This is a genomic window from Klebsiella sp. PCX (genome assembly GCF_021869705.1).
GTDB classification, from domain to species: domain Bacteria; phylum Pseudomonadota; class Gammaproteobacteria; order Enterobacterales; family Enterobacteriaceae; genus Klebsiella; species Klebsiella quasipneumoniae.
Map to the genome: position 1 here is coordinate 3,419,728 of NZ_CP091527.1, position 25,811 is coordinate 3,445,538.

Here is a 25,811-nt window from a genome sequence, read left to right on the forward strand (position 1 = left end):
ACAAGAGGGATATTTTTATTTAAAGTATTTAGCTTTAGCTAAGCCTTGACACATATTAACCAGACGGCGTGAAACAGCATGATAATCATGTTGTTCCCGCCATGCATCGGCACGTTGTTGAGTCCTGGTCGCCCAAGCGTCCTGTTCACGGATGGAATGCAGGATCCGGTCAATCCCCTGACTGATATCATCGACGCTGCATCCATCAAATTTAAAGACTGCATCGTCCAGGTCATCAAATATCGCCAGAGGCGTTACCGCGACAGGTTTTTGCGTCGCCATACCATAACGTACCGCCCCGCTAGCAGACTCCCCGGTATTCTGATAAGCAAAAATCAGAAGGTCAGCTTCCGAGAGCAGCCGCAGACTATCTGCGTCCGGCAGGAAATCATTATGCATCTCAATGAGATCGGTAACACCTAGCCGCTGAGCTGCTGCTTTGAGCTCAGCCACCAGATCGCGTGACTCTCCAACCGGATACTCCGCGTTCACCAGGCGTAAACGAACCGGCTTACCGGCTTGCTTGAGACGATGGACGGATTCGACCAGCTCCATCAGGCCCTTATGCGGTAAGCAGAAGCCATAGCTCGCAATCAACGGTAAAGCCTGCTGTTGACGCGCGACGCTCGCTGCGGAGTAGTTGATTACACCGTGCGGGAATAAAGCAACATTCTCAGTTAAGCCTAAATCTTTAAGGCGGTTCATATCGGCAATAGAATGCACCAACAACCGGTCGCAAAGCGCCAGCGCCTCCGCCATTTCGGCAAGACGGAAATTCCAGGTCGGCTCTTTTTCCAACGGATCCACAGTTGAATGCATCGTCATGACAACTGAACGACCAGCATCATGCTGGCGACGAATAAAGGCCGACAGTTCGCGATGATTGAAGAATCCATAATTGAACTGGATCACGATGACATTGAGTCGCAGAGCATCAATTTGTGGCTGGAGGTTTTCCAGATAGTTGCTCTCTTTACCTACAATCCAGTTCCGCAGTACAAACTCTTCGTCTGCACATACAAGATCTTCAGCACTGACCTGAGGAGCAAAAACAACATCCGCGCCATGCGGTGCACTCTCCACCAGATGTTGGGAATAGGTTGCGATCCCACATTTCGTGTTCCAGGTCGTCAACCAGCCAATACGCGCCCGATGCTGAGCAATATCAATATGCGCACGCAGGGTCTTGACCGCCTGCCAAGAACGATCGGCCACTGCTTTCCATGTAAACTGCTGCAGAATAAGCTCGCGTCCAGAATCGGCCATGCCACGCAGCACCGATTTATCGGTCGAGGCTGCGGCTTTTAACGCATCCGTTAAGTTGTCAATGTCCACACTGGCCCAGGTTGAGGAAAACAGACCAAAGTGTGTTTTTACCCGGGTAAACTGATAATCAACCAGCCATGAATTTTGTGAATTAACAAAATCAAGTTGCCCGCTCCAGTTGGTGACGATGGCCGGTAGCCCACTCAGCATTGCTTCAGCGATAGGTAAGCCAAAGCCTTCGGCGCAACCTGGAGCAACCAGAACATCGCAGCTTTCATAAAGCCCCTTAAGCTGGCTGGCAGACATATCCTCTTTGATCACTTCAACTTTGGGATATTCCGCGAATTGAGCCTGGGCGTGTGCCAGCCACGCGTCAATTTCATTGTGTGGATTGTTAAAAGTCTTGATGATCAAGATAACATTGTCACGACGAGTGAACGCCCTGCCCCAAGCCTGAAGCATTGCCTGCACCCCTTTTCGTGGGAAGCAGGAAGAGACATGCAGGAAACGGAAGGTTCCCTCATCCACATCTTTTGCCGTTTCAGCTGCTGTGGTGAGCCAATGATCGCAGCCGTTGCCTACAACAAATGCAGGCACATTCAAGCCGTTGTCAATCAATACCTTACGGACATGTTCTGAAGTACACAGCACGCCGTCAAGTTCCCGGTTAAATTCATTAATCCACGGCTGTGGAAAACCCGTTTCTTCCCAGGCATAGCAATGAAGGAGTTTTACTTTGGCATCCATATCGGCAACCCGCGGTGGATAGATATTTCTGCTAAGAATATCTATCTTTTCGTTACTCTTGCGGGTACGACATTGATTATAAAATGCCAGAAGATCGCTATTTTCCGGCTGTGCCATAAACGAGGCATCCGGCGCAAAATCGCCCGGCCCTTCAGTGGAGTGCAATAGTACTTCTACACTATCGGCTGAGAGTGCCCGGGCAAATTCCCGGTTGACTAGCGCCAGACTATATGAACTATCGAATGGGCCTTCCACACGCCAGGTCATCGCCTTATCGTCAATTTGATAAAGTTCTGCCGTCTTCAGATTGTAATCAATGGCCGTTGCGCACAAGCGCAGATCGCGCTCATCTGGTTGTCCATGAGAGATTGCAAGGATCTTCTGAATCAATGCCTCAGGCAACATCTGCGCAATACCTGTATCTTCTGTCGCAATCTTCTCGAAAGCTTCCAGAGCAGTCACCGCAGCTTTATCCCAAGAAAAATTACCCGCTTGCTGCTGCGCCATTTCTTTCAGACGTGCCAGGAAGGAATCATCAGTCAAACATTGCGCCATCTTATCCCGAATGGAAGAGACAGAATACGGGTCGAATAATGCCTCAGGATTACCGATGACTTCAGGAATACTGGTGACATTTGAGCCAATGGCCGGCGCACCACACGACATGGCTTCCAGAACAGGCAATCCAAAACCTTCATGTAACGAAGCAAAGATGAACAGCTTACACAGGCGATAGAGCTGGATCAGCTCATTTTCCGGCACATAACCAGTCAGCACAAGTTCGCCCTGCTGTAAACCATTACCTGATGCCAGGGATTCCAAATACTGACGATCGCCAATGGAAAGCTTACTGACGATAACCAGTTGATGACTGCGACGTAAGGCATCACTGAGCCCGGCATAGGCCTCAATTAAACGTTTAAAGTTTTTCCTTGAGTCAAATCCTCCGGGCGCATACAACACGAACTCGCGCTGAATATCGTAATGGCCAAGGACCGTCTCTTTTTCTCTCGTTGTCACCTCCGCCATACAAAACTGAGGATCAGCTGCGGCTGCAATATTCTGTACATGATCGCCCTGCAAATGCAGATGCTCGATCGCTTCCTGGGCGGTATACGCTGAGTTCGTCAATAAAAGGTCAGCGTTTTTTAACCATTCAACTTTCTGTAAATAGTAGGGTTTGAATACATCGTCCAGAAGATAGGTTTCCGCCTGCACCAGGGGGATAAGATCGTGGTGCAGTACGGCTACTTTATACTGACGACTAAATTTGTGTACCGATGTGGCCGCATCGTCGACATGACCTTCAAACAAGCTCGTAATGAAAACGACATCTGGACGCAATGATTCAAGAAATGCTTCCCGAATCAGTTCCGCGCTCTCCCGACGCCATTCATTACCTTGGTCCATCGCACGCACAGGGCCTGCGGCATGCCAGACGACAATATTTTCAGCCGGCAAGAGATCGGCAAATTGCGCCTTAACATCCGCAATTGACTCATCCAGCATGGCAGATAGCGCGATGAAAATCTCATGCTGGCTGTTATTTCTGATTATGGCTCTGGCGATAGCGATACTATAACGACCAATGCCACGAAAGCGGCTTTCCGTCTGCGCGCCTTGTAAATCAATGACAATACGCATCGTTATTTCTCCGTATTTTTATTTTTTAAATCGTTATAAATACTCAACGCGCGGCTTGTCATTTCTTCAGTACCCACATCATATCTTCTGGACTGCATCATCATCGTGTCAGAGTGCACCAGCATGACCCGCTGGAACAAACGTTGTAGCAATGTGTAGCAGCCTGTTTTTCTCAAAACCTTAAACAGATAAACCTTTGACTTAGGATAGCGATGGAAAAAGACCAGCGAGAGCGCCATTCCTTTGCGCAATATTTTTTTCGCCGCCCTACGGGCTCTCACTTTTGCCCCTTCCTGACGTAATAATTGACGTTGCAAAGACAACCAGCGTAGTGGTTGAGTGATACGCCATGAACGACTGTTATGTAAGTCCGCCATTTGCTGATGAAGCTGATGATTCTGACCGATGATATGGCTCAGTTCGTCGATCTGACCTTGCAACGTCTGAATAGTGTCCGACATTTTGCTTATCTGGCGCGTATAGGTATGGTTCAACGTCTCCAGCTGTGAGGCATAGGACGAAAACTGTTCGCGCAAAATCTCATCGTAACGGTTGCTCAGGGCATCCAGCGTCAGACCATACTGTTGAGTAAACAGGGTTTCAAAGCCTTCAAGAATACCTTCAGGCGCGGCTTTCTGAGCAATGATGCTGTAGTCTGGGCTAACCCCTTTTAGTACATCGATCAAATTGACGGCAGCATCCGGAGATTTAAGAGCCTCTTTTTCCTGAAGACGAACGGTAATTGCCCGCTTAAAACCATAATGAATAGGTAAAAACTCAAGCAGTGGCGGCGGCAGAGGGTGATTATGCGTGGGATCCATATAAAATGAACAGGTGCCGACACTTACATTCTCAGGGTTCGGCGTTTCGAGGATCAGTAAACCGCCAGGTTTCAGCACCCGCAAGGTATGCATGACGAGCTGCTGCAGTACCTCAAAAGGCAAATGTTCAGCAATATGAAAACCTGTCAACGCAATCAGGCTCTGATCCGCCTGATTTTGTAGAAACTGCAGACAATCCATTTTCTGCACGTTCAGTCCGGCTTCCTTTGCGCGCGCCAGCATGCCATCATCGAGATCGACGCCGATGTTCGCAATGCCATTTTCAGTCAGGATCTCCAGCCATTCGCCACGCCCGCAACCAATATCCGCAATCACGCCATCAGGATAAATTTCCTTAAGACGTGACAGAAAAGGCAAATAAAAACTCAGGCGGCTCTTGATATCTTCAACCGAACCTCTGTGTCGTTCTTCAAATGAACGATAAAACGACGAACCCATTAAGAAATCTCCAGTTCAGGTGGCAACCAGGACACGCCGACAAACTCTTGTTGTTCCGTGTTAACGACGTTGAATACCACGGCCAGATCGCGCCATTCATAGTTTTTGCCGAGGTGCGTACTGGAAGTATGCAACGCGACAGCGACAGAATAGGAACCAACCCCCAATCTCGCATCGAAAGAGAATAAGAACGAGCGCTTTTCTCCTTTTTTCAGGGAAGTGAGAGTCTGTTTGAGATGATGCGTATTGGTCCCAAAAATCGGCTGCCCTAGTCGATCCTTAATCATATATCCGACGACAAGCTCAGGAATATCGTCCTTGACCTCAACGTTGACCTGCAAGCTAACACGATGCCCTACTGAGGCAAATTCAGTCACATTGCCCTGTTCATCGAGAAGATGAACCTCAGAGATAGTCACTTCACCAGTGCCTGAAACAGTTTGCTTTTTACCATTGTGCTCAACTTGTTTAATGGACTGATTCTGCTTATCGGCCAGAAGCGCATTGTAATAATCCATCACTGCTTCAGGTTCGCCTTCCATCTCAATGTGGCCTTTATTCAACAAAATGGCCCGATCGCAAATGCTTTGGATCGCCTGTTTATCATGGGATACCAGCAACAGCGTGGTCCCTTCCTGACGAAATTTTCGGATACGCTCAAAGCTTTTATGCTGAAAATAAGCATCCCCAACAGATAATGCTTCATCAATAATTAGCACATCGGGACGGATAGCCGTCGCTACGCTAAAAGCTAATCGAACCTGCATACCACTGGAATAGACACGCACAGGTTGATCAATATAGTCCCCAATCTCCGCAAATTCTTCAATTTGCGGCATCAGTTCAGTTATTTTCTCTGAGGATAATCCCAGCAGTTGCCCAGACATATAAACATTCTGCCGACCCGTGAAATCAGAGTGAAACCCCATCCCCAGTTCGAGTAATGCAGCGACACGACCGGAGATTTCAATTTCTCCGGTCGTAGGCCTGGACGTCCCGGTAATGAGTTTAAGTAGGGTACTCTTACCCGCACCGTTGATACCGATAATACCGACAGCCTCTCCCGGAGCGACTTCGAAATTAATATCGCTGAGGATCCATTTCAAATTATGGCGTTTGGTATTCAGTGGAGATAACCATTCGATTAGTCTCCCTGTCTTTGAGTGATACTGGCGATACGCCTTACCGACATTCTTTACTCTGATGTAACTCATTATAATTCATCCACCATATCCGCCGCATGTTTGCGGAACATCCTGAAACCGATGACGCAGAAAATAATGGCGAGAGCCAATACTGGCCATAGCGAATACCAGTTAGGAGCCTGATGATAGGCAAAGATGGACTGATAAGATTGCATCACCCGCGTCATTGGGTTATACAGCAGCAGATTTTTTGCCCATGCTGGCAATGAATTTAGTACATAAACAATAGGGGTGAACCAAAACCAGAATTGCAGTGCAACCCCAACCAATTGTCCCACGTCCCTGAAAAAGACGTTCATCACACCAAGGATCATTCCCAGCCCACCGGCAAACAGGATCTGCAAAAGCAGTACTGGTATTACCGAGAGAAAGAGCCAGCCAGGGAAGTTACCTGTGACAATGATAAAAATAAGAAACAGACTAAAGATAATCGCGAAATTAAGTACCGCCGATAACGTCACGATGATCGGCAGACAGATTTTCGGAAAACTGAGTTTCTTAATCAGATTAGCATTATTAATGAATACGCTCTGACCTTTATCCAGCATCTCTGTAAATAATCCCCAGGTCAGCACCCCGGAGCAGAGATAAATACTGTAGGCAAACGGCCCCGTATTATCGGGCATTCTGGCTTTCATTACCTCGGAAAAAACCAAAGTATAGACCAGAATCATAGAGAGCGGTTGTAAAACGAGCCATAATGCGCCCAGCATACTGGTTTGATAGCGTGCCTGAAAGTCACGCTTAACACTGCTCCAGATAAATCCCCGATAACGATAAATCGTCGTTAGTAAATCTCTCACCTTATTCCCCGCTTAACAGGTGTAACAGCTCGGTCGTTTTTTCATTCATAAGCGCTACATCCGCTCTGGACTCCACGTTCAGACGCACCACCGGCTCGGTATTGGACGTGCGCAGGTTAAAGCGCCACTCAGGGTATTCAATACTGATACCGTCCGTTGTGTCGATGTGGGCGGCCGCCGGCTCATACTGCGCCCGGATGCGCGCGATCGCCTCCGCCGCATTACCCAGCTTGCGGTTGATCTCCCCCGACGCCGGGAATGCCGCCTGGCGGTCCGCCACCAGCGATTTCAGCGAACTGTTCTTCAGACACAGCAGCTCCGCCACCAGCAGCCACGGGATCATCCCGCTGTCGCAGTAGGCGAAGTCGCGGAAGTAGTGGTGCGCGCTCATCTCCCCGCCGTAGATGGCATCTTCCTGGCGCATCCGCTCCTTGATGAACGCATGCCCGGTCTTCGACATCACCGGCTGCCCGCCGCTGCGGGTCACGATGTCCACCGTGTTCCACGTCAGGCGCGGGTCGTGAATGATTTTCGCCCCCGGCTGCTTCTGCAGGAACGCTTCCGCCAGCAGGCCGACAATATAGTACCCCTCGATAAACGACGCCTCGTCATCGAACAGGAAGCAGCGGTCGAAGTCGCCGTCAAAGGCGATGCCCATGTCTGCCTGATGCGCACGCACCGCGTCGGCGGTGTCCTGGCGGCACTCCGGCAGCAGCGGGTTCGGGATACCGTTCGGGAAATGGCCGTCCGGCTGGTGATGCACCTTGATAAAGGTCACCGGCGCCCCGGCCGCCGCGAAGCGTTTCTCCACCTCATCAATCACGTGCCCCGCCGCCCCGTTGCCGGAGTTCACCACCAGCTTCAGCGGACGGGTGAAGTTCGCCAGGTCCACGTAGCCCATCAGGTGGTCGACGTACTCCTTCAGCACCGATATCTGGCGCAGGGTGCCGCGACGCGCCGGGTCCACCGGCGGGAACTGGTTTTCCTCCGCCAGGCGCTGGATGTCACGCAGGCCGGTGTCGCCGCTGATGGGCTTCGCGTTCTCGCGCACCAGCTTCATGCCGTTGTAGTTCATCGGGTTATGGCTGGCCGTCACCTCGATGCCGCCGTCCACCCCGAGGTGGAAGGTGGCGAAGTAAATCTCTTCCGTGCCGCTCAGGCCGATGTCCAGCACGTCGGTGCCGGCGTCCATCAGCCCGCGGGCCAGCGCCAGCTTCAGCGACTCGCTGGTGAGGCGTACATCGCCCCCCACCACTATCTTCCCGGGTTTCAGAAATTCGCCGTAGGCGCGGCCGATACGGTAGGCGATATCCTCGTTCAGCTCCTCGCCCAGTTCACCACGGATGTCATAAGCCTTAAAGCATGTTAACTGTGTCATTCTGCGTTTTGTCCCGAAAAAATTAGCAACGACCATACTGGTCTTTAATACGAATAATGTCGTCCTCGCCGAGGTACGACCCCGACTGGATCTCCAGCACTTCCAGCGGAATACGGCCCGGGTTTTCCAGGCTGTGCTCGGCGCCAATCGGAATAAAGGTGGACTGGTTCTCGGTCAGCAGGAACTGCTTGCCGTTGACCGTCACCTGGCCGGTGCCGGCGAGAATGACCCAGTGCTCGGCACGGTGGTGGTGCATCTGCATCGAGAAGGCGCCACCCGGTTTCACGGTAATGCGGTTGACGTTGAAGCGCGGGGTCTGGACCACCACGTCGCAGCGGCCCCAGGGACGGTAAATCTCGCGGTGGCGCTTGTATTCGCTGCGCTGGTTCTGCTTGAGGAACTCGACCGCCTTCTTCACGTCCTGGGAACGCTCGCGGTTCATCACCAGCACGGCGTCCTTGGTGCTGACAATCACCAGGTTCTCCACGCCGATGGCCGCCACCAGCTTCTCGTCGCTGTTGATGTAGCAGTTTTCGCTGTTGTGCACCCACGCGTCACCGCTGAGGACGTTACCCTGCTCATCTTTCGGGCTGACCTCCCACAGGGCGGACCAGGAGCCGACGTCGCTCCAGTCGGCATCGAGACCGACCACCACCGCGTCGGCGGTTTTCTCCATCACCGCGTAGTCCACAGACTCATCCGGGCACTCGCAGAAAATGTCATGCGGAATGCTGATGAAGTCGCTGCCGTTGTCGGCGGCATTGACCGCGGCCTGGCAGGCTTCGAGGATATCCGGGCGGAATTTGGCCAGCTCGGAGAGGTATTTTTTGGCGCGGAACATAAACATGCCGCTGTTCCAGTAGTACTCCCCGGAGGCGAGGTAGGCCTCGGCGCGCTCGCGGTCCGGCTTCTCCACGAAACGGGCCACCTGGTACGGGGTGTGGGCGCTGTCGGTGAGGGCCACGCCGCGCTGGATATAGCCGTAGCCGGTTTCCGGGGCGTTCGGCACGATACCGAAGGTGACCAGATGGCCTTCATCGGCATACTGCTCGGCGACGCGGATGGCGTCGTGGAAGACCGGCTGGTTATTGATGATATGGTCGGCGGCGAGGACCAGCATCAGCGGGTCGTCGCCGTGGCGGGTGGCCTGGAGGGCCGCCAGGGCGATGGCCGGGGCGGTGTTGCGCCCGACCGGCTCGAGAATAATGTTGTTGGACAGCTTGTTGAGCTGGCGCAGCTGTTCGGCCACCAGGAAGCGGTGCTCTTCGTTACAGATGACCATCGGTTCATGGATTTCAAGGCCCGAGAGTCGGGTGATGGTTTCCTGCAGCATGGAGTTCTGCCCGAACAGACGGAGGAACTGTTTCGGGTAAAGCTCGCGAGACATCGGCCAGAGACGACTGCCGGTACCACCAGCCATAATTACAGGAAGTAACATAATGAAATCCTTAAATAAATAATTGCTTTATTTTACTATCAATCAATCGACCGTCGGGTGGAATGGCCTTTTTCAGGCACGCTACCGCCATTGGCTGTCGCAACCAAAATGCGTACTGCTCCCGTGCTTCAGGCTAAACGCCACCCTCTTTCGCTTCAGGTTGTCGGCAGAACGTTCACTCAGCGGTCTGAAAAGCCAGCCTGACGGAACGGGTGTCCTGAAAACCTAAAAGCAGAGATATACCTTCAGGCATATCTCTGCTTTTAACATGCATCTTCCCTCACCTGGCCGCCAAACGCACCACACTTTCCGCATTTGCCGCCGGGTTAACCATCAGGACTTTCTCATTTACGCAGGGCAAAACGCACGCGCTTGCCGCCACCGAGGAAAACGAAACCGGCGGTTTACCGATGCCAGTAACCGTCATAGAGGGGCGTTCACGATAAAGGGAAAGATGAGAAGAGACATCGTCTTCGCCGCTGAGGAGACAACGCGCTTGCGGGCCTGGTTGCCCTTTGCACATGGCGACGGCGCTACGTTCCGACAGGTGGGATAAACGACTCATGCTCTACAATGCACATTCCACTAAGAAAATCGTCCGCAGATTATAGCGCTGGTCGCAGGGAATAAAAATAAAAAAGCCTACTGATTAATGGATTACTCAAATAATACACATCTCAAACATTTGTTAAACAAAAAGATAATCATTAAGCAATTGATATTTAAGACAAAAAATGCAAATTCGACGAGAATTTTGCCCATTTGCTAAATGATCCGCCGACCAAAAATATAACTTTAAACAAAATTACGCCGTGCCTGAGGGTATTGACTGCCTTCATGGTATCGCCACGAATCGCTAAGCCGCTGACCAGTCACAAGGTTATTATTCGACAGCTAACGGTCAAATGAGGTGGTGCGCGTTCAGGATGTGATCCCACAGGCTAATGCTGACTGGACCGTTGAGAGCGGTTCCCCGGCCACCAGTTCCGCGCCGTATCAGGTCTATAAATATTGGCAACAGCTCGCCAGTGGAACTGATGGACTACATCACCGCTCTGGAAGAGGCGCTGGGGATGGAAGCAAAGAAAAATATGATGCCGATTCAGCCGGGCGATGTGCTGGAGACCAGCGCAGACACCCAGCCGCTGAATGACCTGGTGGGTTTCAAGCCACAGAAGTCAGTGAAGGAAGGCGTGAAGAACTTCGTCGAGTGGTATAAGGATTACTATCAGATCTAACCTGTCTCTGCCCTGCCGCGATCAGCTGATTGCGGCAATGGATAAACCTCCCGTATTCTCTTCATTGATCATTCATTTCTTTACCCGAGCCTGGCACAGGCTATACTTTTTTGTGCTAAAGAATAATTTTTACTGGTTTTAACGACGGTGCTGAAACCAGTTTCATCTACCCGCCAGCGAAAAAGCCAACAACTTTAAGCCAGGTTATCTGCAGTCACCCTTTTCAATACTATTTTTAATGGCTTCTTCAGCATTTTCTCCTGATAAATAAAAGACATTACTTTCTGTAGGAATTTTCTTAAGAACAGGATATGTTAGAGATCGCAATACAGCACCTTCCACGCTGATATATTGCTTAACTTGCTAATGATTCAACCAACTAAAGCTGTGGTAGATATTATGGAAAACCTGTTTTTCTTAGTGGTGGCTGCCATACTACTTGCTGTGTCGGTTTTCTTTTTAATTTCATATCTGAAAGACAGAAAGAAAACGAAACTGACGTTTAATAAACGCAAGTGGTAAGGCCCACTCCATATTGCAATTAGATTAAGATAATATTAAGAGATAAAAAAATGATATGACAGAATGACCGTTCATTCTGCGTTTTGGCGTGGCCTTAAGGCAAGAAAAAATAACATTACTCACGCCCTGTTCCTCATATTTCCCCAGGGCATAAATAACAAAAGCCTGCGTTGCAGGCTTTGTTTTACCTCCCGGCGCTTATCTCCGGCATCTACATCACAGTGACGGTAGCTCTTCACAAGGTAAGTTTAACTTATCGGACCTGTTTTCGACCCGCAACGGCTTTTGAGCAGGATCGTAATGTCCATCACAATTTATTGAGGTTAATCTGAATGTGCGAGAAATACGCGCAGTGAGGGATAGAGCGGGGAGATAAAGAAGCACACTGGCGGCAGGGAGCCGCCAGTGTCAGACAGGCAGGATTAATCGTTACCAAACAGATCGCGGGTATAAACCTTTTCTGCGACATCCGCCAGCTCTTCCGCCATACGGTTGGAAATGATACATCCGCTACTTGATGCCGGCATGAAGGAGACGCGAAAACGTTTCTATCCCCCACTTCCAATAAACTAGTTATATTGATAGTACTCTTTATACCAATCTACAAAGTTTTTAACACCTTGCTGTACTGGCGTTTCCGGTTTAAAACCAATAGTTTTATAGAGAGCTTGTGTTTCGGCACTGGTATTCAACACATCACCCGGCTGGATAGGCATCATATTCTTCTTCGCTTCCAATCCCAATGCCTGCTCCAATGCATTGATATAATCCATCAGTTCCACCGGTGAGCTGTTACCAATGTTGTAGACCCGATATGGCGCGGAGCTGGTAGCCGGAGATCCTTCCTCGACTGTCCATTCAGGATCAGGCTGAGGGATTACATCCTGGATACGAACAATAGCTTCGACAATATCATCTATATAGGTAAAATCACGCTTCATTTTACCGTAGTTATAAACATCAATGCTTTTCCCTTCCAGCATCGCTTTAGTGAATTTGAATAACGCCATGTCCGGACGTCCCCAGGGACCATAGACCGTAAAGAAGCGCAGCCCTGTCGTCGGGATGCTGTACAGGTGGGAATAAGTATGTGCCATCAGCTCATTGGCTTTTTTTGTTGCAGCATACAACGAAACGGGGTGGTCGACTGAATCATCTGTTGAGAATGGCATTTTACGGTTTAGACCGTAGACAGAACTAGATGAAGCATATAATAGATGTTGTACTTTATTGTGACGGCAACCTTCCAAAATATTCAGGTAGCCCGTTAAATTGGAGTCTGCGTAAGCATATGGATTTTCGAGAGAATAACGCACACCTGCTTGAGCCGCAAGATGGATAACACGTTCAAACTGCTCTGTTTCGAACAGTTTAGCCATACCATCACGGTCAGCGAGATCTAACTTATAGAAAGTAAAAGCGGGAGATTCTAATTGTTCAAGACGAGATTCTTTTAACTTTACATCATAATAATCATTAATGTTATCAATCCCAACAACTTGATGCCCATCATTCAAAAGGCGTTTGCTGACATGAAACCCAATAAAACCAGCCGCACCAGTGACTAAAAATTTCATATTTAAACTCCTAAGAAATACTCGATTGGCAGCATTGATGTTTTACAAAATAAGTTTATATCACCAGAAAAAACTCACTAACCGTAAATAACTATCTGGATAACCATTTCCATAAGTTAATTAACATCAATGAAATCCAATTTCATATAAAATTTGGCTGGAGATATACTCATCCAGCCAAAGGTTAAAATCCTAATCATTACCAAACAGATCGCGGGTATAAACCTTGTCCGCGACATCAGCAAGTTCTTCGGCCATACGATTGGAAATTATCACATCTGCCTCTTGTTTGAAGGCATCCAGGTCGCGCACGACGCGTGAGTTGAAGAACTCATCTTCCTGCATCACCGGTTCATAGATAATAACCGGAATACCTTTCGCCTTGATGCGTTTCATGATGCCCTGGATAGAAGAGGCACGGAAGTTGTCTGACCCGCTCTTCATGATCAGGCGATATACACCCACCACTTTCGGCTTACGAGCGAGGATGGAATCAGAAATAAAGTCCTTACGGGTACGGTTGGCATCCACTATAGCGGCAATGATATTGTTCGGGACCGATTCGTAGTTCGCGAGCAGCTGCTTGGTATCTTTCGGCAAGCAGTAGCCGCCGTAGCCAAAGGACGGGTTGTTATAGTGGTTGCCGATACGCGGATCCAGGCATACCCCTTCGATAATCTGCTTGCTGTTCAGCCCCTGGCTTTCAGCATAGCTATCGAGTTCGTTGAAATAGGCAACACGCAGCGCCAGATAGGTGTTAGCGAACAGTTTGATCGCTTCCGCTTCGGTGGAATCGGTAAACAGAGTCGGGATATCCTGCTTGATCGCGCCTTCCTTCAGCAGGTCTGCGAAACGTTCGGCACGCGCAGAGCGCTCACCGATGACAATACGCGACGGGTGCAGGTTGTCGTACAGCGCACGGCCTTCACGCAGGAACTCAGGGGAGAAAATAACATTATCAATCCCTAAACGTTCTTTGATGTCGCGGGTGAACCCCACCGGGATGGTCGATTTAATGATCATCACCGCATTCGGGTTGATCTCTGTGACATCGCGAATAACCGCTTCCACCGTAGAGGTGTTGAAGTAGTTAGTTTTGGGATCGTAATCGGTCGGCGTGGCAATGATCACGTAGTCGGCATTACGGTATGCGTCGTGCTTATCCGTAGTGGCACGGAAATTTAACGGTTTTTCTGCCAGATATTCCTGAATCTCTTTATCGACAATCGGAGAGATCTTCTGGTTAAGCATATCCACTTTGGCCTGTACGATATCCAGGGCCACTACTTCGTGGTTTTGCGCAATCAGGATACCGTTCGATAAACCAACATAACCTGTACCGGAAATAGTAATTTTCATGAGATTACACTTTAATCAGTTAACTGGATAATGGCGGATAGCCACAAAATTAAATAATGCTGTGGGCGGTTTTACGCTTAGAAAGAAGGTTAGTCAAGTCAGCCGGTTGACCCGGCTTGTTAACGAATAAACATGACGAGTTCCATCTGGAACCCGCCATTTGAGGAAAAAACAACCTAATTATTTATATACTTCTGCGGTGGCCAGAGTATGTGCCTGTAGATCTTTCTCCGACAGCGACAGTGCGCAGTCGCTCAGCGCCGGCCAGTCAATCCCTATCTCCGGATCGTTCCAGATGATGCTCCGTTCTGACTGCGGCGCGTAGTAATTCGTCGCCTTGTAGACAAACTGCACAGTTTCGCTCAGCGCCATAAAACCGTGGGCGAACCCTTCCGGGATCCACAACTGACGTTTATTCTCTGCGCTGAGCACCACTCCCACCCATTTGCCAAAGGTTGGCGATGAACGACGGATATCCACCGCCACGTCAAATACCTCGCCTTCCACACAGCGGACCAGTTTGCCCTGGGCGTGCGGATCCAGCTGATAGTGCAGCCCGCGCAATACGCCTTTCTGGGACTGGGAGTGGTTGTCCTGGACGAATTCCACCTGGCGGCCCACCGCCTCATTAAACACCTTGCTGCTGAAGCTCTCAAAGAAGAAGCCTCGCGCATCACCAAACACGCGCGGTTCAAAAATCAGCACGTCAGGAATATCTGTTTTAATAATGTTCATCTTTTGCTACCCGTTTATTTGCCCAGGACTTCTGTTACCACGCGAGCCACACCCTGACGCCAGTCCGGGAGAGTCACCCCAAATGCCTGCTGAAATTTTTCATTCGACAGGCGCGAGTTGAGCGGACGCTTCGCCGGCGTCGGATAGGCCGTCGTCGGAATGCCCTTCACTTCCTGAACCGCCAGCTCTGCCCCGTGGGCTTTCGCCACCTCAAACACATAGCGGGCGTAGTCGCACCAGCTGGTCTCGCCGCTGGCCACCAGATGATAGGTACCGGCCAGGGCCGGATTACGCAGCGTTTCACGGATTGCCGTCGCCGTGCAGTCTGCCAGCAGCTCAGCGCCGGTGGGCGCCCCGTGCTGGTCGTCAATGATGGAGAGCGTCTCTTTCTCACCCGCCAGGCGGAGCATGGTTTTGGCAAAGTTGGCGCCGCGGGTGGCATACACCCAGCTGGTACGGAAAATCAGATGACGCGGGTTGCCCTGCTCCAGCGCCAGCTCACCGGCGCGCTTGGTTTCACCGTAGACGTTCAACGGGCCAGTCGCTTCATCTTCCCGGCGATAATGGCTGCCGGCACCGTCGAACACATAGTCTGTGGAATAATGCACCATCAGGGCACCCAGCTTCGCCGACTCTGCCGCCAGCACCGCCACCCCTTTGTCGTTCAGCAGGTCGGAGAGCTCCCGCTCGCTTTCTGCCTTGTCCACCGCCGTGTGCGCGGCTGCATTGACCACAACATCCGGGCGGACGGTACGCACGGTCTGCGCGATGCCTTCCAGATTCGTCAGGTCGCCGCACAGCTCTTTGTCAAAATAGTCCACCGCGACCACGTCGCCGAGGGTGGACAGTGAACGCTGCAGCTCCCAGCCCACCTGGCCATTCTTGCCAATCAGTAAAATCTTCATTCTCTGTATCCTGTCGTTGACGGAGAGGGCATTAACGCTCGTTCAGCAGGCGCTTCAGATAAGCACCGTACTCGGTTTTCTTCAGGCGTTCGGCCTGAGCCGCCACCCCTTCCGCCGACAGCCACTGATTGCGGTAACCAATCTCTTCCAGGCAGGCGACCTTCATCCCCTGGCGCTTCTCAATGGTGTGAATAAACTGTGATGCGTCCATCAGGCTGTCGTGGGTGCCCGTGTCCAGCCAGGCAAAACCGCGCCCCAGCAGTTCAACATGCAGATCACCTTGCTCCAGATACATTTGATTCAGAGTGGTGATCTCCAGCTCACCGCGCTCAGAAGGCTTCACGTCCTTCGCCATCTCCACCACGTTGTTGTCGTAAAAGTAGAGCCCGGTCACCGCCCAGTCGGATTTCGGCTTCAGCGGTTTCTCCTCGATGGACAGCGCCTTAAAGTTCTCATCGAACTCCACCACCCCGAAGCGCTCCGGATCCAGCACCTGATAACCAAATACCGTGGCACCGGAGGTCTTCGCCGCCGCCGCTTCCAGCTTTTTACCGAAGCTCTGGCCAAAGTAGATATTATCTCCCAGCACCAGGGCGCAGGCATCGTTGCCGATAAACTTCTCGCCAATGATAAAGGCCTGCGCCAGGCCGTCTGGTGACGGCTGGACGGCGTAGCTGAAGTTCACCCCGAACTGCGACCCGTCACCCAGCAGGCGCTGGAAGGAAGGCATATCGTCCGGCGTGGAGATGATAAGAATATCGCGAATGCCCGCCAGCATCAGGACAGACACCGGGTAGAAAATCATCGGCTTATCGTAGATAGGCAGCAGCTGCTTGGAGACGCCCTGGGTGATCGGATATAAACGCGTGCCGGAGCCGCCGGCCAGAACAATACCTTTCATAAATCTATTCCTTAATTTGTCAGATATCAGTTATTTAGGCCCAGACGCTCGCCGGCGTAGGAGCCGTCCAGCACGCGCTGCCACCAGGTCTGGTTGTTCAGATACCAGTGCACGGTTTTTTCAATCCCGCTCTCGAAGGTCTCCTGTGGTACCCAGCCCAGATCGCGCTGAATTTTCGCGGCATCAATGGCATAACGTAGGTCATGTCCAGGACGGTCGGTGACAAAAGTGATCAGGTCTGCGAAATGAGTGATGTTACCCGGCTTCTGCGCCACTACCTTGTCGAGAATGGCGCAGATGGTGCGCACCACATCGATATTTTTACGCTCGTTATGACCGCCGATATTGTAGGTCTCGCCGCTCTTGCCTTCGGTCGCCACTTTGTACAGCGCACGGGCATGGTCTTCAACATACAGCCAGTCACGGATCTGCTCCCCGTTGCCATATACCGGCAGCGGTTTACCCGCCAGGGCATTAAGGATAGTCAGCGGGATTAGTTTCTCCGGGAAGTGATACGGACCATAGTTGTTGGAACAGTTGGTCACCACCACCGGCAGGCCGTACGTGCGGTTCCAGGCGCGAACCAAATGGTCGCTGCCCGCTTTGGAGGCGGAGTACGGGCTGCTCGGCGCGTACGGGGTTTCTTCGGTGAACAGGTCATCGGTGCCGTGCAGGTCTCCGTACACTTCATCGGTGGAGATATGATGGAAGCGGAAAGCTTTTTTCTGCGCTTCTCCAAGCCCGGACCAGTAGTGACGGGCCGCCTCCAGAAGAGTGAAGGTGCCGATCACGTTGGTCTGGATAAAAGCAGCCGGGCCATCAATGGAACGGTCTACATGGCTTTCTGCCGCCAGGTGCATCACGATATCCGGGCGGAACTCGCTGAACTGGGCTGCCACGGCAGCGGCATCCGTGATATCAGTCTGGGAAAACGAATAGCGTTCGTTCCCGGCCACCGGTGCTAGGGATTCGAGGTTGCCGGCATAGGTCAGGCAGTCCATCACACGGACTTCGTCCTGGGTATTTTCAATGATATGACGAACCACGGCAGAGCCGATAAAGCCTGCGCCACCGGTGACAAGAATCTTCATATTTTATTTACCTTTGATTACTCATGCAAAAAGAAAATAATTGCATACATCTTCATATTAAAATGTTTGAGATGTAATTTTATGGGGATAATATCGAAGGAACACTTTAAAAACAAATAGCGAAACTCTTAAATTTCCGCTATTTGTCAGAATAAAACTTGATTATATATGTACTTTGACATTAGACCTCCAATAAATTTCAGGAGGTCTAACAAGATAAATATTAATCTAACCACTCAGTATGGAAAACGCCTTCCTTATCAGTACGCTTATAGGTGTGCGCACCAAAGTAATCACGCTGAGCCTGAATCAGGTTAGCGGGCAGAACAGCGGAACGGTAGCTGTCGTAGTAGGCAATGGCGGCTGAGAACGTTGGTACCGGAATACCATTCTGCACGGCATAAGCTACAACATCACGCAGCGCTTGCTGATAGTCATCAGCGATCTGTTTGAAGTATGGCGCCAGCAGGAGGTTAGCAATACCAGCGTTTTGTGCATAAGCATCGGTGATCTTCTGCAGGAACTGCGCACGAATGATGCAACCAGCGCGGAAAATCTTAGCGATCTCGCCGTAGTTCAGAGCCCAGTTGTACTCATCTGAAGCAGCACGCAGCTGTGAGAAGCCCTGAGCATAGGAAACAATTTTACCGAGGTACAACGCGCGACGAACTTTTTCGATAAACTCAGCTTTATCACCGGCCGGCTGAGCCTGCGGACCACTCAGCACTTTCGACGCAGCTACACGCTGGTCTTTAAGCGAAGAAATATAGCGAGCAAACACGGACTCGGTGATAAGGGACAGTGGTTCGCCGAGATCCAGTGAGCTCTGGCTGGTCCATTTACCGGTACCTTTGTTTGCTGCTTCATCAAGAATGACATCGACTAGGTAATTACCCTCTTCATCCTTCTTGGTGAAGATATCTTTGGTAATGTCGATCAGGTAGCTGCTCAGCTCGCCTTCGTTCCATTCAGTGAAAGTTTGCGCCAGCTCTTCGTTGGAAAGAGCCAGACCGCCTTTCAACAGCGCATAAGCTTCAGCAATCAGCTGCATGTCGCCATACTCGATGCCGTTATGAACCATTTTCACATAATGGCCTGCGCCATCAGCACCGATATAGGTCACACACGGCTCACCGTCTTCAGCAACCGCTGCGATCTGCTTCAGAATTGGTGCAACCAGCTCATAGGCTTCTTTTTGGCCACCAGGCATGATGGAAGGTCCTTTCAAAGCCCCCTCTTCACCACCGGAAACACCGGTACCGATAAAGTTGAAACCTTCGGCAGACAGTTCACGGTTACGACGGATGGTGTCCTGGAAGAAGGTGTTGCCGCCATCAATGATGATGTCGCCTTTGTCAAGGTAAGGCTTCAGGGAATCGATGGCGCTGTCGGTGCCAGCCCCGGCCTTCACCATCAACAGAATACGACGTGGTGTTTCGAGGGATTCAACAAACTCCTGTACTGTGTAGTAAGGAACCAGTTTCTTGCCTGGATTTTCGGCAATTACTTCCTCGGTCTTTTCACGGGAGCGGTTGAAAACGGAGACGGTATAACCACGGCTTTCGATGTTAAGGGCAAGGTTACGCCCCATCACAGCCATACCGACAACCCCGATCTGTTGCTTGGACATTACATACTCCTGTCAGGTGTAAACACTGCGAGAAAATCACAGTTTATATTCTGAAAATACATTTTAGTTTAAAACAAACAAAAGGTATAGTGAAATTAATTAGGAGATAAAAAATAAGAAAAGACAAAAACGTAACTATGTTTAAAGTTAATGGTTTTTTGTTAAAAAAACATTATTGGAATCTGATCACGACAGCTGGACTACCTTTAACAATAGCATTGTCTGGAATATCTTTGTTGACCAAACTGCCCGATCCAATAATAACATTATTGCCTACTTTTATATCACCAATAATGCATGCATTGGCGTACACTATAACATTATCACCTAAGACAGGATATTTTTCTTCATTATTATTTCGAACACCAATTGTAACATTTTGATATATTGTGCAACCACTCCCAAGAACTACATTTTTACCTATTACAATACCAACAGGATGAGGGATTAATGTTCTTTTTAAAAAAAGATACTTTATACCTACTGTTATATGACAAGCTCGAACAAGAGATAAACTATTATAGTAAGTTAACGAAAAATAACGATCATTAAAATATCTAGCCAGAGATTTAATATTAAAAAAAACCTTCCCGTGAATAAAAACCAACAAAGCATACAAATAATTAGTCTTTTTTATATGATTTTTAATTAATTGACTCACTTTTTCTCTCCTTCATTGTTTTCTTAAGTAGGCTTACAATCCCGGGAATACCAAGGGTAACTACTGACAAAAATTGTAGCTTAAAACATAACCATGTTCTTTTATTAAGTCCGTTTGCTAAAAATCCAGAAAAAAACTGACTAAATAAAGATGCGTAAGCTGCGCCAACGATACCAATGCGAGGGATCAAGATGATATTTAAAATGAAATTAACTATCAACCCCGCAACAGCACGAATTAATCGCATATAAGTAAGATTTATGACTACTAAATAATTAGTGCTTGCCGCCCCCATTACTGCAAACACTGTGGAAAATACAGTTATTGAAAGTACTGAGAAACTTCCGGTATAAGCAGGCCCAAAGATATCCTCTAAAAAAAGCCATGAAAAAAGTATTACAAGCAACGCAGAAAAAAAAGCGCTAGCAAAAACAAGGTCAAAATAGGTTCTGATATCGCTGTTATTGTTCTTGTTATTTATTATCAATGGAAAAAAGGCTGTAACGACCGCTACGGGTATGAAGGAATAAGACTCCGAAATCTTAACGGCGACGCTGAATATTCCGAGCGACTCAGAACCCATCATTTTCAAAATCATGACTTGGTCTAATCGCGTATATAAAACCACCAATAAAGATGAAAGGATTATTGGGTAAGATTTTTTTAACAAGGCAAATAAAACATCTCGTCTAAAATCAGAAAATGAAATATATTTATCTTGATTCCTCATTCCAATCAACAGCAAATAAAAAAGAACGATAACATCAAAAGAAAAAGAAAAAGAAAACCAATAAACATTTGCATGTAAAATCAAAAGTATAACTTTAAAAATTGTTGAAATAATTATTGCAATAAAACTGAACTTAGCCAAGAGAAGCGCTTTTGATTTAGCCTGAAAATATGCATAGAAAGTGCTGTTTGACTGAAACACAAGTGATATAAGAGATAATACAAAAATCAGCTTATTATTAAATGATATATTTGCTATAAGTAATATCAATAAGCATACAATCACACAGACAAAAGAAATGAAAAATTTAGCAATCATAACTGTTGAATAAATAAAATCTTCATTTTTATTTTCGTTAAGACGCTCTGATTTATCATTTGAAAACTCGCTAATTAAAATGCTATCGAGCCCTAAATTTGTTACGCACAATAACATTATAACTAGACTTTGACTAAAACTTAGAATACCTGTATCAGCGGGGCCAAGCTGTCTAGAAATAAATGCAAAGGTTATAAATGTAATTATAACCCGAGCTATTTTTTCTGCAAAAATCCAAGTCGCATTATAAACATATTTCTTCATAAAAGGCCTTAAGAAGTAATCATCTAAAATCAAATTTTAATTTATATCATATATAAATGATGCATTATTTATCATTCGCTCGTTTTTTTCTAAATTTCTTAAGGGTCGAAAGCATTTTATAGTTGAGCCCCTAAAATCGGCATCGCCTTTGATGAGCAATGGTTCTACTTGTAAGTCACCTCTTATGTCAAAGTGGGATGAAATTATAGCACCAACTTTAAATCTACCAGTTGAAAGATTAAGTACAGCAGCACCGTCTTTGTTTTGAGGAGCAATAAAAGATACATTATCAATACGAATTATATCACCTCCACCTCTTATATAGTGCATGTTTTTATTTTGTTGTGTGAGCGTGATAAATCCACCAGACATAGTAAAGCATCTATGATTATTACCTATATATATAGGGTATTCTTCTTTATATCTCTGATCTTGATTAATCGCTTCAAACTTATTATTTGTAAGAAAAAAAGAATAACAATAATCTTCAATGTATATCGCACCTCTTTTAAGGTGTTCGAAATGGCAATTGGTAATTCTTATTGCATTGCAACTATCATATTTTCTTTTAAAAACGAGTGCCTGATAATAATCATCATCAGTCTCCCATAGTAAGCACTGTCCACATTCATGAAACTTGCAATTATGAATATCCCCATCCCATAAATCTTCTGCAACAATCGCTCGACAGCCAATATTATAAAAATTTAATGATGATAGTTCAAAATCAAAGCCAATTCCATGCAAAGAAAGTGCATCGCGGCAAGATGATTGCTCTTTATTTCCTTCTATTTTTCCAGTAAAGCAGAAATCGCTAAGCTTCAACCCATGTAATCGACAAAGAGCTGGATCAGAATTAATATCCCAATTTTTATTTTTTATCAAAAAAATTGGAGAATTTGCTGATACATTGGTACCGAAAACGAAAGTGTTATTTGATCCTTGACCTCTACAACGAAATCCTTCACCATTACATTTCCAGACACCATCTACTCTGAGATAACCCCTAGGCAAAACTAATTCTATATTGTTTATTAATGCATATTTAGTTGCATTATTTAACTGTTCAGTTATGTCTTCCCCAGTATCTAATACACCAAATATCTGAGCATTGAGACCTGAGGAAAAATCATCAGTTCGTCGCCAGCAACTTCCAGATCTTGTTCGGATATTAATACCGCTATCATCTAAATTGGTATTATTTATATCATATAAAAAATACCCACCTCCTTGAAAAGGAGTGTCTTCATAATATCCTGATACAAAAATTATTTCAGATGCATAGTTTGGTTCTGTCTTACGCAACTCAGCCACGGAGGAAACTTTTCTAATACTAGTGATATTTTTTTGCTTACTATCATTTTTGATATTTTTAGATAACACTTCACCCGAAAAAAAAAACTTAGTAGCGGATATAAAAAACCGCCACCTAAAAAAGAACGTCTTTTCATATAACCCTCCTATTACATTTGTATTACTCTATTAGCTAAGGCATCTACCTCTTCTGAAAAAGATATTTTTCTAGCTGTTCTGACCGCTTTATCTTTAATTTCACATAAGGAATCATAACTATTGACCAGCTCAAAAATTCTCTTAGAAGCTTCATCAATTGAATTGACTATAAAACCATTCAAGCCATCTTCAATGTATATTTCAGGCCCGCCACATTTAAAAACAACAGGGATTACACCGCGAGCCATACATTCCAGTGGAGGTAATGAAAACCCCTCTTGCGAACTAGTTAGAAGATAGAGCTTACATTTATCTATTAATGAAATAAGTTCTTGATCATTTTCTGGAATAAAAACAGAAAGTTGCGAAGAGTATCTTTCAGCTAAGTCAAGAGATTGAGTAACACATAAAACAGAAATATTATTTTTATGAAGGAAAGGTAGCATCTCATCAAATCTATCAATTCTTTTCCTGGGGTCTTGTCTAAGAAAATATATCAAGTCGTATTGTCTGTGCGTTTCAACAGAAGCAGTTGTGATAAATTTCTCATCAATCCAAACATTGAATAATTTAATAGCATCGTTTTTAACTAATAACTGATCATATAAATATCTGTTTGCAGCGACAATATCTGCTTTTTTATAAGTATACGAAAACTCGCATAATTTTCTTGCAATTTTTTTAATCAATCCTCTGAAAAACTCATATTCTATATCTTGAATGAAATATACGATTTTAATTTTTTTATATAATATTCGGGAAAGAAGCGAAGCATAAAAAGTAACAAAAAAATTAGCAAATACAGTGTCGTTATTTTTAACGTAAAATGGAAAAAGGATTGTAAAGTAAAACCAACGACAAATTTTATTAGATATCGCAGGCCCTATTTCAATTATTTCAACCTTATCAGAAATATTATACCTAGTATCATATGTACCCTTAGGACATATGATTTTAGTACGACCACCTTTATTAGCAATGCTATTTGCTATCTGCAATAAAATTCTTACACCACCATGATTTGAAATGGATAACATTGGAAAAATAACATTTTGACTCATTTAAAAGATCTCATTTTATTATTAATTTTTTTTACAAAATTGAGTACCAGCATGGCAGTCCTATGTAATCCCTTATAATGTTTTTTAATGAAAATTTCCTCAGCATAATATTTCTTTAGCTGTGTTTTGTTATTACGCCAACGAGTTCTAGAAGACCCACCTCCAGTATGGGTTAAGACAAGACATGGATTATACATTATTGAGTAACCTAATCTCTTAGCTCTATAACACCAATCCATATCTTCAGCATAAAGAGGATAATCGCAGTCTAGCAAACCAACATGGGCAAGCACTTTTTTCGAAGTTAACATGAAAGCCATTATCCCCATTTCAATTGGCGTAGTTTTATTAATTGCTTCATAATTAACCTTCGCCCCAAAGGCTCTTGAAAATGATGCATATTTACCAATACAGTCCTGAAATGTTCCATCCTCATTCAAAAGCTTAATAAATAATACATCTTGTTTATCGTAATTTGACTTTAATTCGCTCCAAAAGCTATTTGTTATATCAAAAACATCAGGATTTAAAAGCAGCACATTATCATATTTACAATTAATAATTAACCTGTTATTTCCATATGAAAAGCCCATGTTTCTTTTATCAAAATCGATTGTAACGTTATCCGTTTTAACTGATTTTATATAGTTAATTACCTCATCTGACTTAGAATTATCAAAGTATAAAACCTCCCATTCAGAATATCCCTCTAAGCTTCTTGTAAGCTCAGTATGGAATTTTTTAACCATATCTAACGATTCATAGGTAACTACACAAATTGATAATTTTAAGGTATTCACAAAGTATCCCGCTAAATTGAATTAAATTAAATTAAACAATGAAGATTCGCCATAAAAACTATTTTTCAAACCAATCAATATATAAAGTGCGAACACCAACTTCAGATATAATGATTTTTTAAATCCATCAGATAAAAGAATGATAAAAAACAAATTAGTCATTTCAAAAAATCTGAACGCAAAAACAGGTATCATATGTAGTGAATAAAAGAGAATAACCCCAAGTGCAGATATACTAAATTCGAACTTATTCGATAAATCTTTTATTGATTTCGAAAAATAAATAATCAACAATCCTATTATTTGCAGGATTGGTAAAGTTGAAAGCAAGTTTATTTGATCGAATTTCTTTTCATTTCCTAACATATTTATATAAGTTGTTATTCGTTCTACGGGAATAACGCCTGAAAATACAATGGACGGTATAATTAAAGCAAAAGGCAATAATTTTATAATTTTTTTAGGGCCTAGAATTCTAAATGCATAATAAAATAATACAAGCAATATACATGACAAATGTATCAAGCATGCAACTACAAACAATAATGCCTTAATTATTTTACTATCAGCGCAGTACAAAGCCAGAACAAAAACCCCAAGAGCCAATGCAACTCGTATCTGGACATAATCATGAAGAAATAGTAAATAAGAGCAATACAACAACAAAAAAATATAAAAGTTCTGGCATCTTTTATACATTGAAATTAATTTCAGAGCAATAGTTACAAATGCTATAACAATCAGAAATAAATGAAAACCTTCGTTTCTCCCGCTATGAACAAAAGGTTTAATTAGTATAGTAAATA

General features: G+C 46.2%; 19 protein-coding genes and 1 pseudogene. 2 read left to right on the forward strand and 18 right to left on the reverse strand.

Translation table 11 applies throughout. The features are described 5' to 3' along the window. Positions 1-15: 15 nt before the first annotated feature. The 6 genes from GQR96_RS16355 to GQR96_RS16380 are packed head-to-tail and all read right to left on the reverse strand — an operon-like array spanning position 16 to position 9,761. On the reverse strand, positions 16-3,657 hold the full coding sequence (locus tag GQR96_RS16355; RefSeq protein ID WP_065877362.1) for a glycosyltransferase: 3,642 nt from the start codon (positions 3,655-3,657) through the stop codon (positions 16-18). A 2-nt stretch (positions 3,658-3,659) separates the two neighbouring features. Then, positions 3,660-4,937, reverse strand: a complete 1,278-nt coding sequence (locus GQR96_RS16360) for a class I SAM-dependent methyltransferase (RefSeq protein ID WP_065877360.1) — start codon at positions 4,935-4,937, stop codon at positions 3,660-3,662. After that, complete coding sequence (gene wzt, locus GQR96_RS16365; RefSeq protein WP_065877358.1) at positions 4,937-6,151, reverse strand: O8 family O-antigen export ABC transporter ATP-binding subunit; 1,215 nt, start codon at positions 6,149-6,151, stop codon at positions 4,937-4,939. The genes GQR96_RS16360 and wzt overlap by 1 nt, the downstream gene beginning before the upstream one ends. Continuing rightward, positions 6,151-6,945: an O8 family O-antigen export ABC transporter permease subunit gene (wzm, locus tag GQR96_RS16370; protein WP_019704354.1), complete on the reverse strand. Its 795-nt coding sequence runs from the start codon at positions 6,943-6,945 to the stop codon at positions 6,151-6,153. Before wzm ends, wzt begins: the two co-directional genes overlap by 1 nt. Position 6,946: 1 nt before the next feature. Beyond that, positions 6,947-8,323 (reverse strand): O9 family phosphomannomutase RfbK, encoded by a 1,377-nt coding sequence (gene rfbK, locus GQR96_RS16375; protein ID WP_024622796.1) that lies wholly within the window; start codon positions 8,321-8,323, stop codon positions 6,947-6,949. Positions 8,324-8,345: 22 nt separating this feature from the next. Beyond that, on the reverse strand, positions 8,346-9,761 hold the full coding sequence (locus GQR96_RS16380) for a mannose-1-phosphate guanylyltransferase/mannose-6-phosphate isomerase (RefSeq protein WP_004180506.1): 1,416 nt from the start codon (positions 9,759-9,761) through the stop codon (positions 8,346-8,348). A gap of 910 nt (positions 9,762-10,671) precedes the next feature. Here GQR96_RS16380 and GQR96_RS16385 point away from each other — a divergent pair. Continuing rightward, positions 10,672-10,999, forward strand: a pseudogene (locus tag GQR96_RS16385) (protein CapI); the annotation flags it as partial. 399 nt (positions 11,000-11,398) lie between these two features. Beyond that, positions 11,399-11,521 (forward strand): small membrane protein, encoded by a 123-nt coding sequence (locus GQR96_RS16390; RefSeq protein ID WP_000429184.1) that lies wholly within the window; start codon positions 11,399-11,401, stop codon positions 11,519-11,521. Positions 11,522-12,090: 569 nt separating this feature from the next. Here the strand turns inward: GQR96_RS16390 and GQR96_RS16395 are convergent. The 12 genes from GQR96_RS16395 to GQR96_RS16450 form a co-directional block, all read right to left on the reverse strand. Continuing rightward, positions 12,091-13,098, reverse strand: coding sequence for an NAD-dependent epimerase (locus tag GQR96_RS16395; protein WP_057216171.1), 1,008 nt, complete (start codon positions 13,096-13,098; stop codon positions 12,091-12,093). Between the two features lie 192 nt (positions 13,099-13,290). Then, positions 13,291-14,457: a UDP-glucose 6-dehydrogenase gene (ugd, locus tag GQR96_RS16400; RefSeq protein WP_064157342.1), complete on the reverse strand. Its 1,167-nt coding sequence runs from the start codon at positions 14,455-14,457 to the stop codon at positions 13,291-13,293. 180 nt (positions 14,458-14,637) lie between these two features. Beyond that, on the reverse strand, positions 14,638-15,192 hold the full coding sequence (rfbC, locus tag GQR96_RS16405; RefSeq protein WP_069734105.1) for a dTDP-4-dehydrorhamnose 3,5-epimerase: 555 nt from the start codon (positions 15,190-15,192) through the stop codon (positions 14,638-14,640). Positions 15,193-15,206: 14 nt separating this feature from the next. Next, positions 15,207-16,097, reverse strand: a complete 891-nt coding sequence (rfbD, locus tag GQR96_RS16410) for a dTDP-4-dehydrorhamnose reductase (RefSeq protein WP_069734104.1) — start codon at positions 16,095-16,097, stop codon at positions 15,207-15,209. 31 nt (positions 16,098-16,128) lie between these two features. Then, on the reverse strand, positions 16,129-16,998 hold the full coding sequence (gene rfbA / locus GQR96_RS16415; protein ID WP_000676431.1) for a glucose-1-phosphate thymidylyltransferase RfbA: 870 nt from the start codon (positions 16,996-16,998) through the stop codon (positions 16,129-16,131). A gap of 26 nt (positions 16,999-17,024) precedes the next feature. Beyond that, on the reverse strand, positions 17,025-18,089 hold the full coding sequence (rfbB, locus tag GQR96_RS16420) for a dTDP-glucose 4,6-dehydratase (protein ID WP_069734103.1): 1,065 nt from the start codon (positions 18,087-18,089) through the stop codon (positions 17,025-17,027). A 223-nt stretch (positions 18,090-18,312) separates the two neighbouring features. After that, positions 18,313-19,719: an NADP-dependent phosphogluconate dehydrogenase gene (gndA, locus tag GQR96_RS16425; RefSeq protein WP_069734102.1), complete on the reverse strand. Its 1,407-nt coding sequence runs from the start codon at positions 19,717-19,719 to the stop codon at positions 18,313-18,315. A gap of 172 nt (positions 19,720-19,891) precedes the next feature. Beyond that, a complete protein-coding gene (locus GQR96_RS16430; RefSeq protein WP_225498212.1) occupies positions 19,892-20,380 on the reverse strand; it encodes a serine O-acetyltransferase in 489 nt (162 codons plus the stop codon). Then, entirely contained in the window at positions 20,364-21,692 is a 1,329-nt protein-coding gene (locus GQR96_RS16435; protein WP_069734101.1) for a flippase, read from the reverse strand. The genes GQR96_RS16430 and GQR96_RS16435 overlap by 17 nt, the downstream gene beginning before the upstream one ends. A 36-nt stretch (positions 21,693-21,728) precedes the next feature. Continuing rightward, positions 21,729-23,075, reverse strand: coding sequence for a hypothetical protein (locus GQR96_RS16440; RefSeq protein ID WP_175936591.1), 1,347 nt, complete (start codon positions 23,073-23,075; stop codon positions 21,729-21,731). An 80-nt stretch (positions 23,076-23,155) separates the two neighbouring features. Next, on the reverse strand, positions 23,156-24,205 hold the full coding sequence (locus tag GQR96_RS16445) for a glycosyltransferase (protein ID WP_069734100.1): 1,050 nt from the start codon (positions 24,203-24,205) through the stop codon (positions 23,156-23,158). After that, a complete protein-coding gene (locus GQR96_RS16450; protein WP_135728744.1) occupies positions 24,202-25,005 on the reverse strand; it encodes a glycosyltransferase family 2 protein in 804 nt (267 codons plus the stop codon). The genes GQR96_RS16445 and GQR96_RS16450 overlap by 4 nt, the downstream gene beginning before the upstream one ends. Between the last annotated feature and the right edge of the window lie 806 nt (positions 25,006-25,811).

Coding starts and splice junctions, on each gene's coding strand:
- GQR96_RS16355 (WP_065877362.1), bottom strand. CDS start 3,657: ATGCGTATTGTCATTGATTTACAAGGCGCGCAGACGGAAAGCCGCTTT.
- GQR96_RS16360 (WP_065877360.1), bottom strand. CDS start 4,937: ATGGGTTCGTCGTTTTATCGTTCATTTGAAGAACGACACAGAGGTTCG.
- wzt (WP_065877358.1), bottom strand. CDS start 6,151: ATGAGTTACATCAGAGTAAAGAATGTCGGTAAGGCGTATCGCCAGTAT.
- rfbK (WP_024622796.1), bottom strand. CDS start 8,323: ATGACACAGTTAACATGCTTTAAGGCTTATGACATCCGTGGTGAACTG.
- GQR96_RS16380 (WP_004180506.1), bottom strand. CDS start 9,761: ATGTTACTTCCTGTAATTATGGCTGGTGGTACCGGCAGTCGTCTCTGG.
- GQR96_RS16390 (WP_000429184.1), top strand. CDS start 11,399: ATGGAAAACCTGTTTTTCTTAGTGGTGGCTGCCATACTACTTGCTGTG.
- GQR96_RS16395 (WP_057216171.1), bottom strand. CDS start 13,098: ATGAAATTTTTAGTCACTGGTGCGGCTGGTTTTATTGGGTTTCATGTC.
- ugd (WP_064157342.1), bottom strand. CDS start 14,457: ATGAAAATTACTATTTCCGGTACAGGTTATGTTGGTTTATCGAACGGT.
- rfbC (WP_069734105.1), bottom strand. CDS start 15,192: ATGAACATTATTAAAACAGATATTCCTGACGTGCTGATTTTTGAACCG.
- rfbD (WP_069734104.1), bottom strand. CDS start 16,097: ATGAAGATTTTACTGATTGGCAAGAATGGCCAGGTGGGCTGGGAGCTG.
- rfbA (WP_000676431.1), bottom strand. CDS start 16,998: ATGAAAGGTATTGTTCTGGCCGGCGGCTCCGGCACGCGTTTATATCCG.
- rfbB (WP_069734103.1), bottom strand. CDS start 18,089: ATGAAGATTCTTGTCACCGGTGGCGCAGGCTTTATCGGCTCTGCCGTG.
- gndA (WP_069734102.1), bottom strand. CDS start 19,719: ATGTCCAAGCAACAGATCGGGGTTGTCGGTATGGCTGTGATGGGGCGT.
- GQR96_RS16435 (WP_069734101.1), bottom strand. CDS start 21,692: ATGAAGAAATATGTTTATAATGCGACTTGGATTTTTGCAGAAAAAATA.
- GQR96_RS16445 (WP_069734100.1), bottom strand. CDS start 24,205: ATGAGTCAAAATGTTATTTTTCCAATGTTATCCATTTCAAATCATGGT.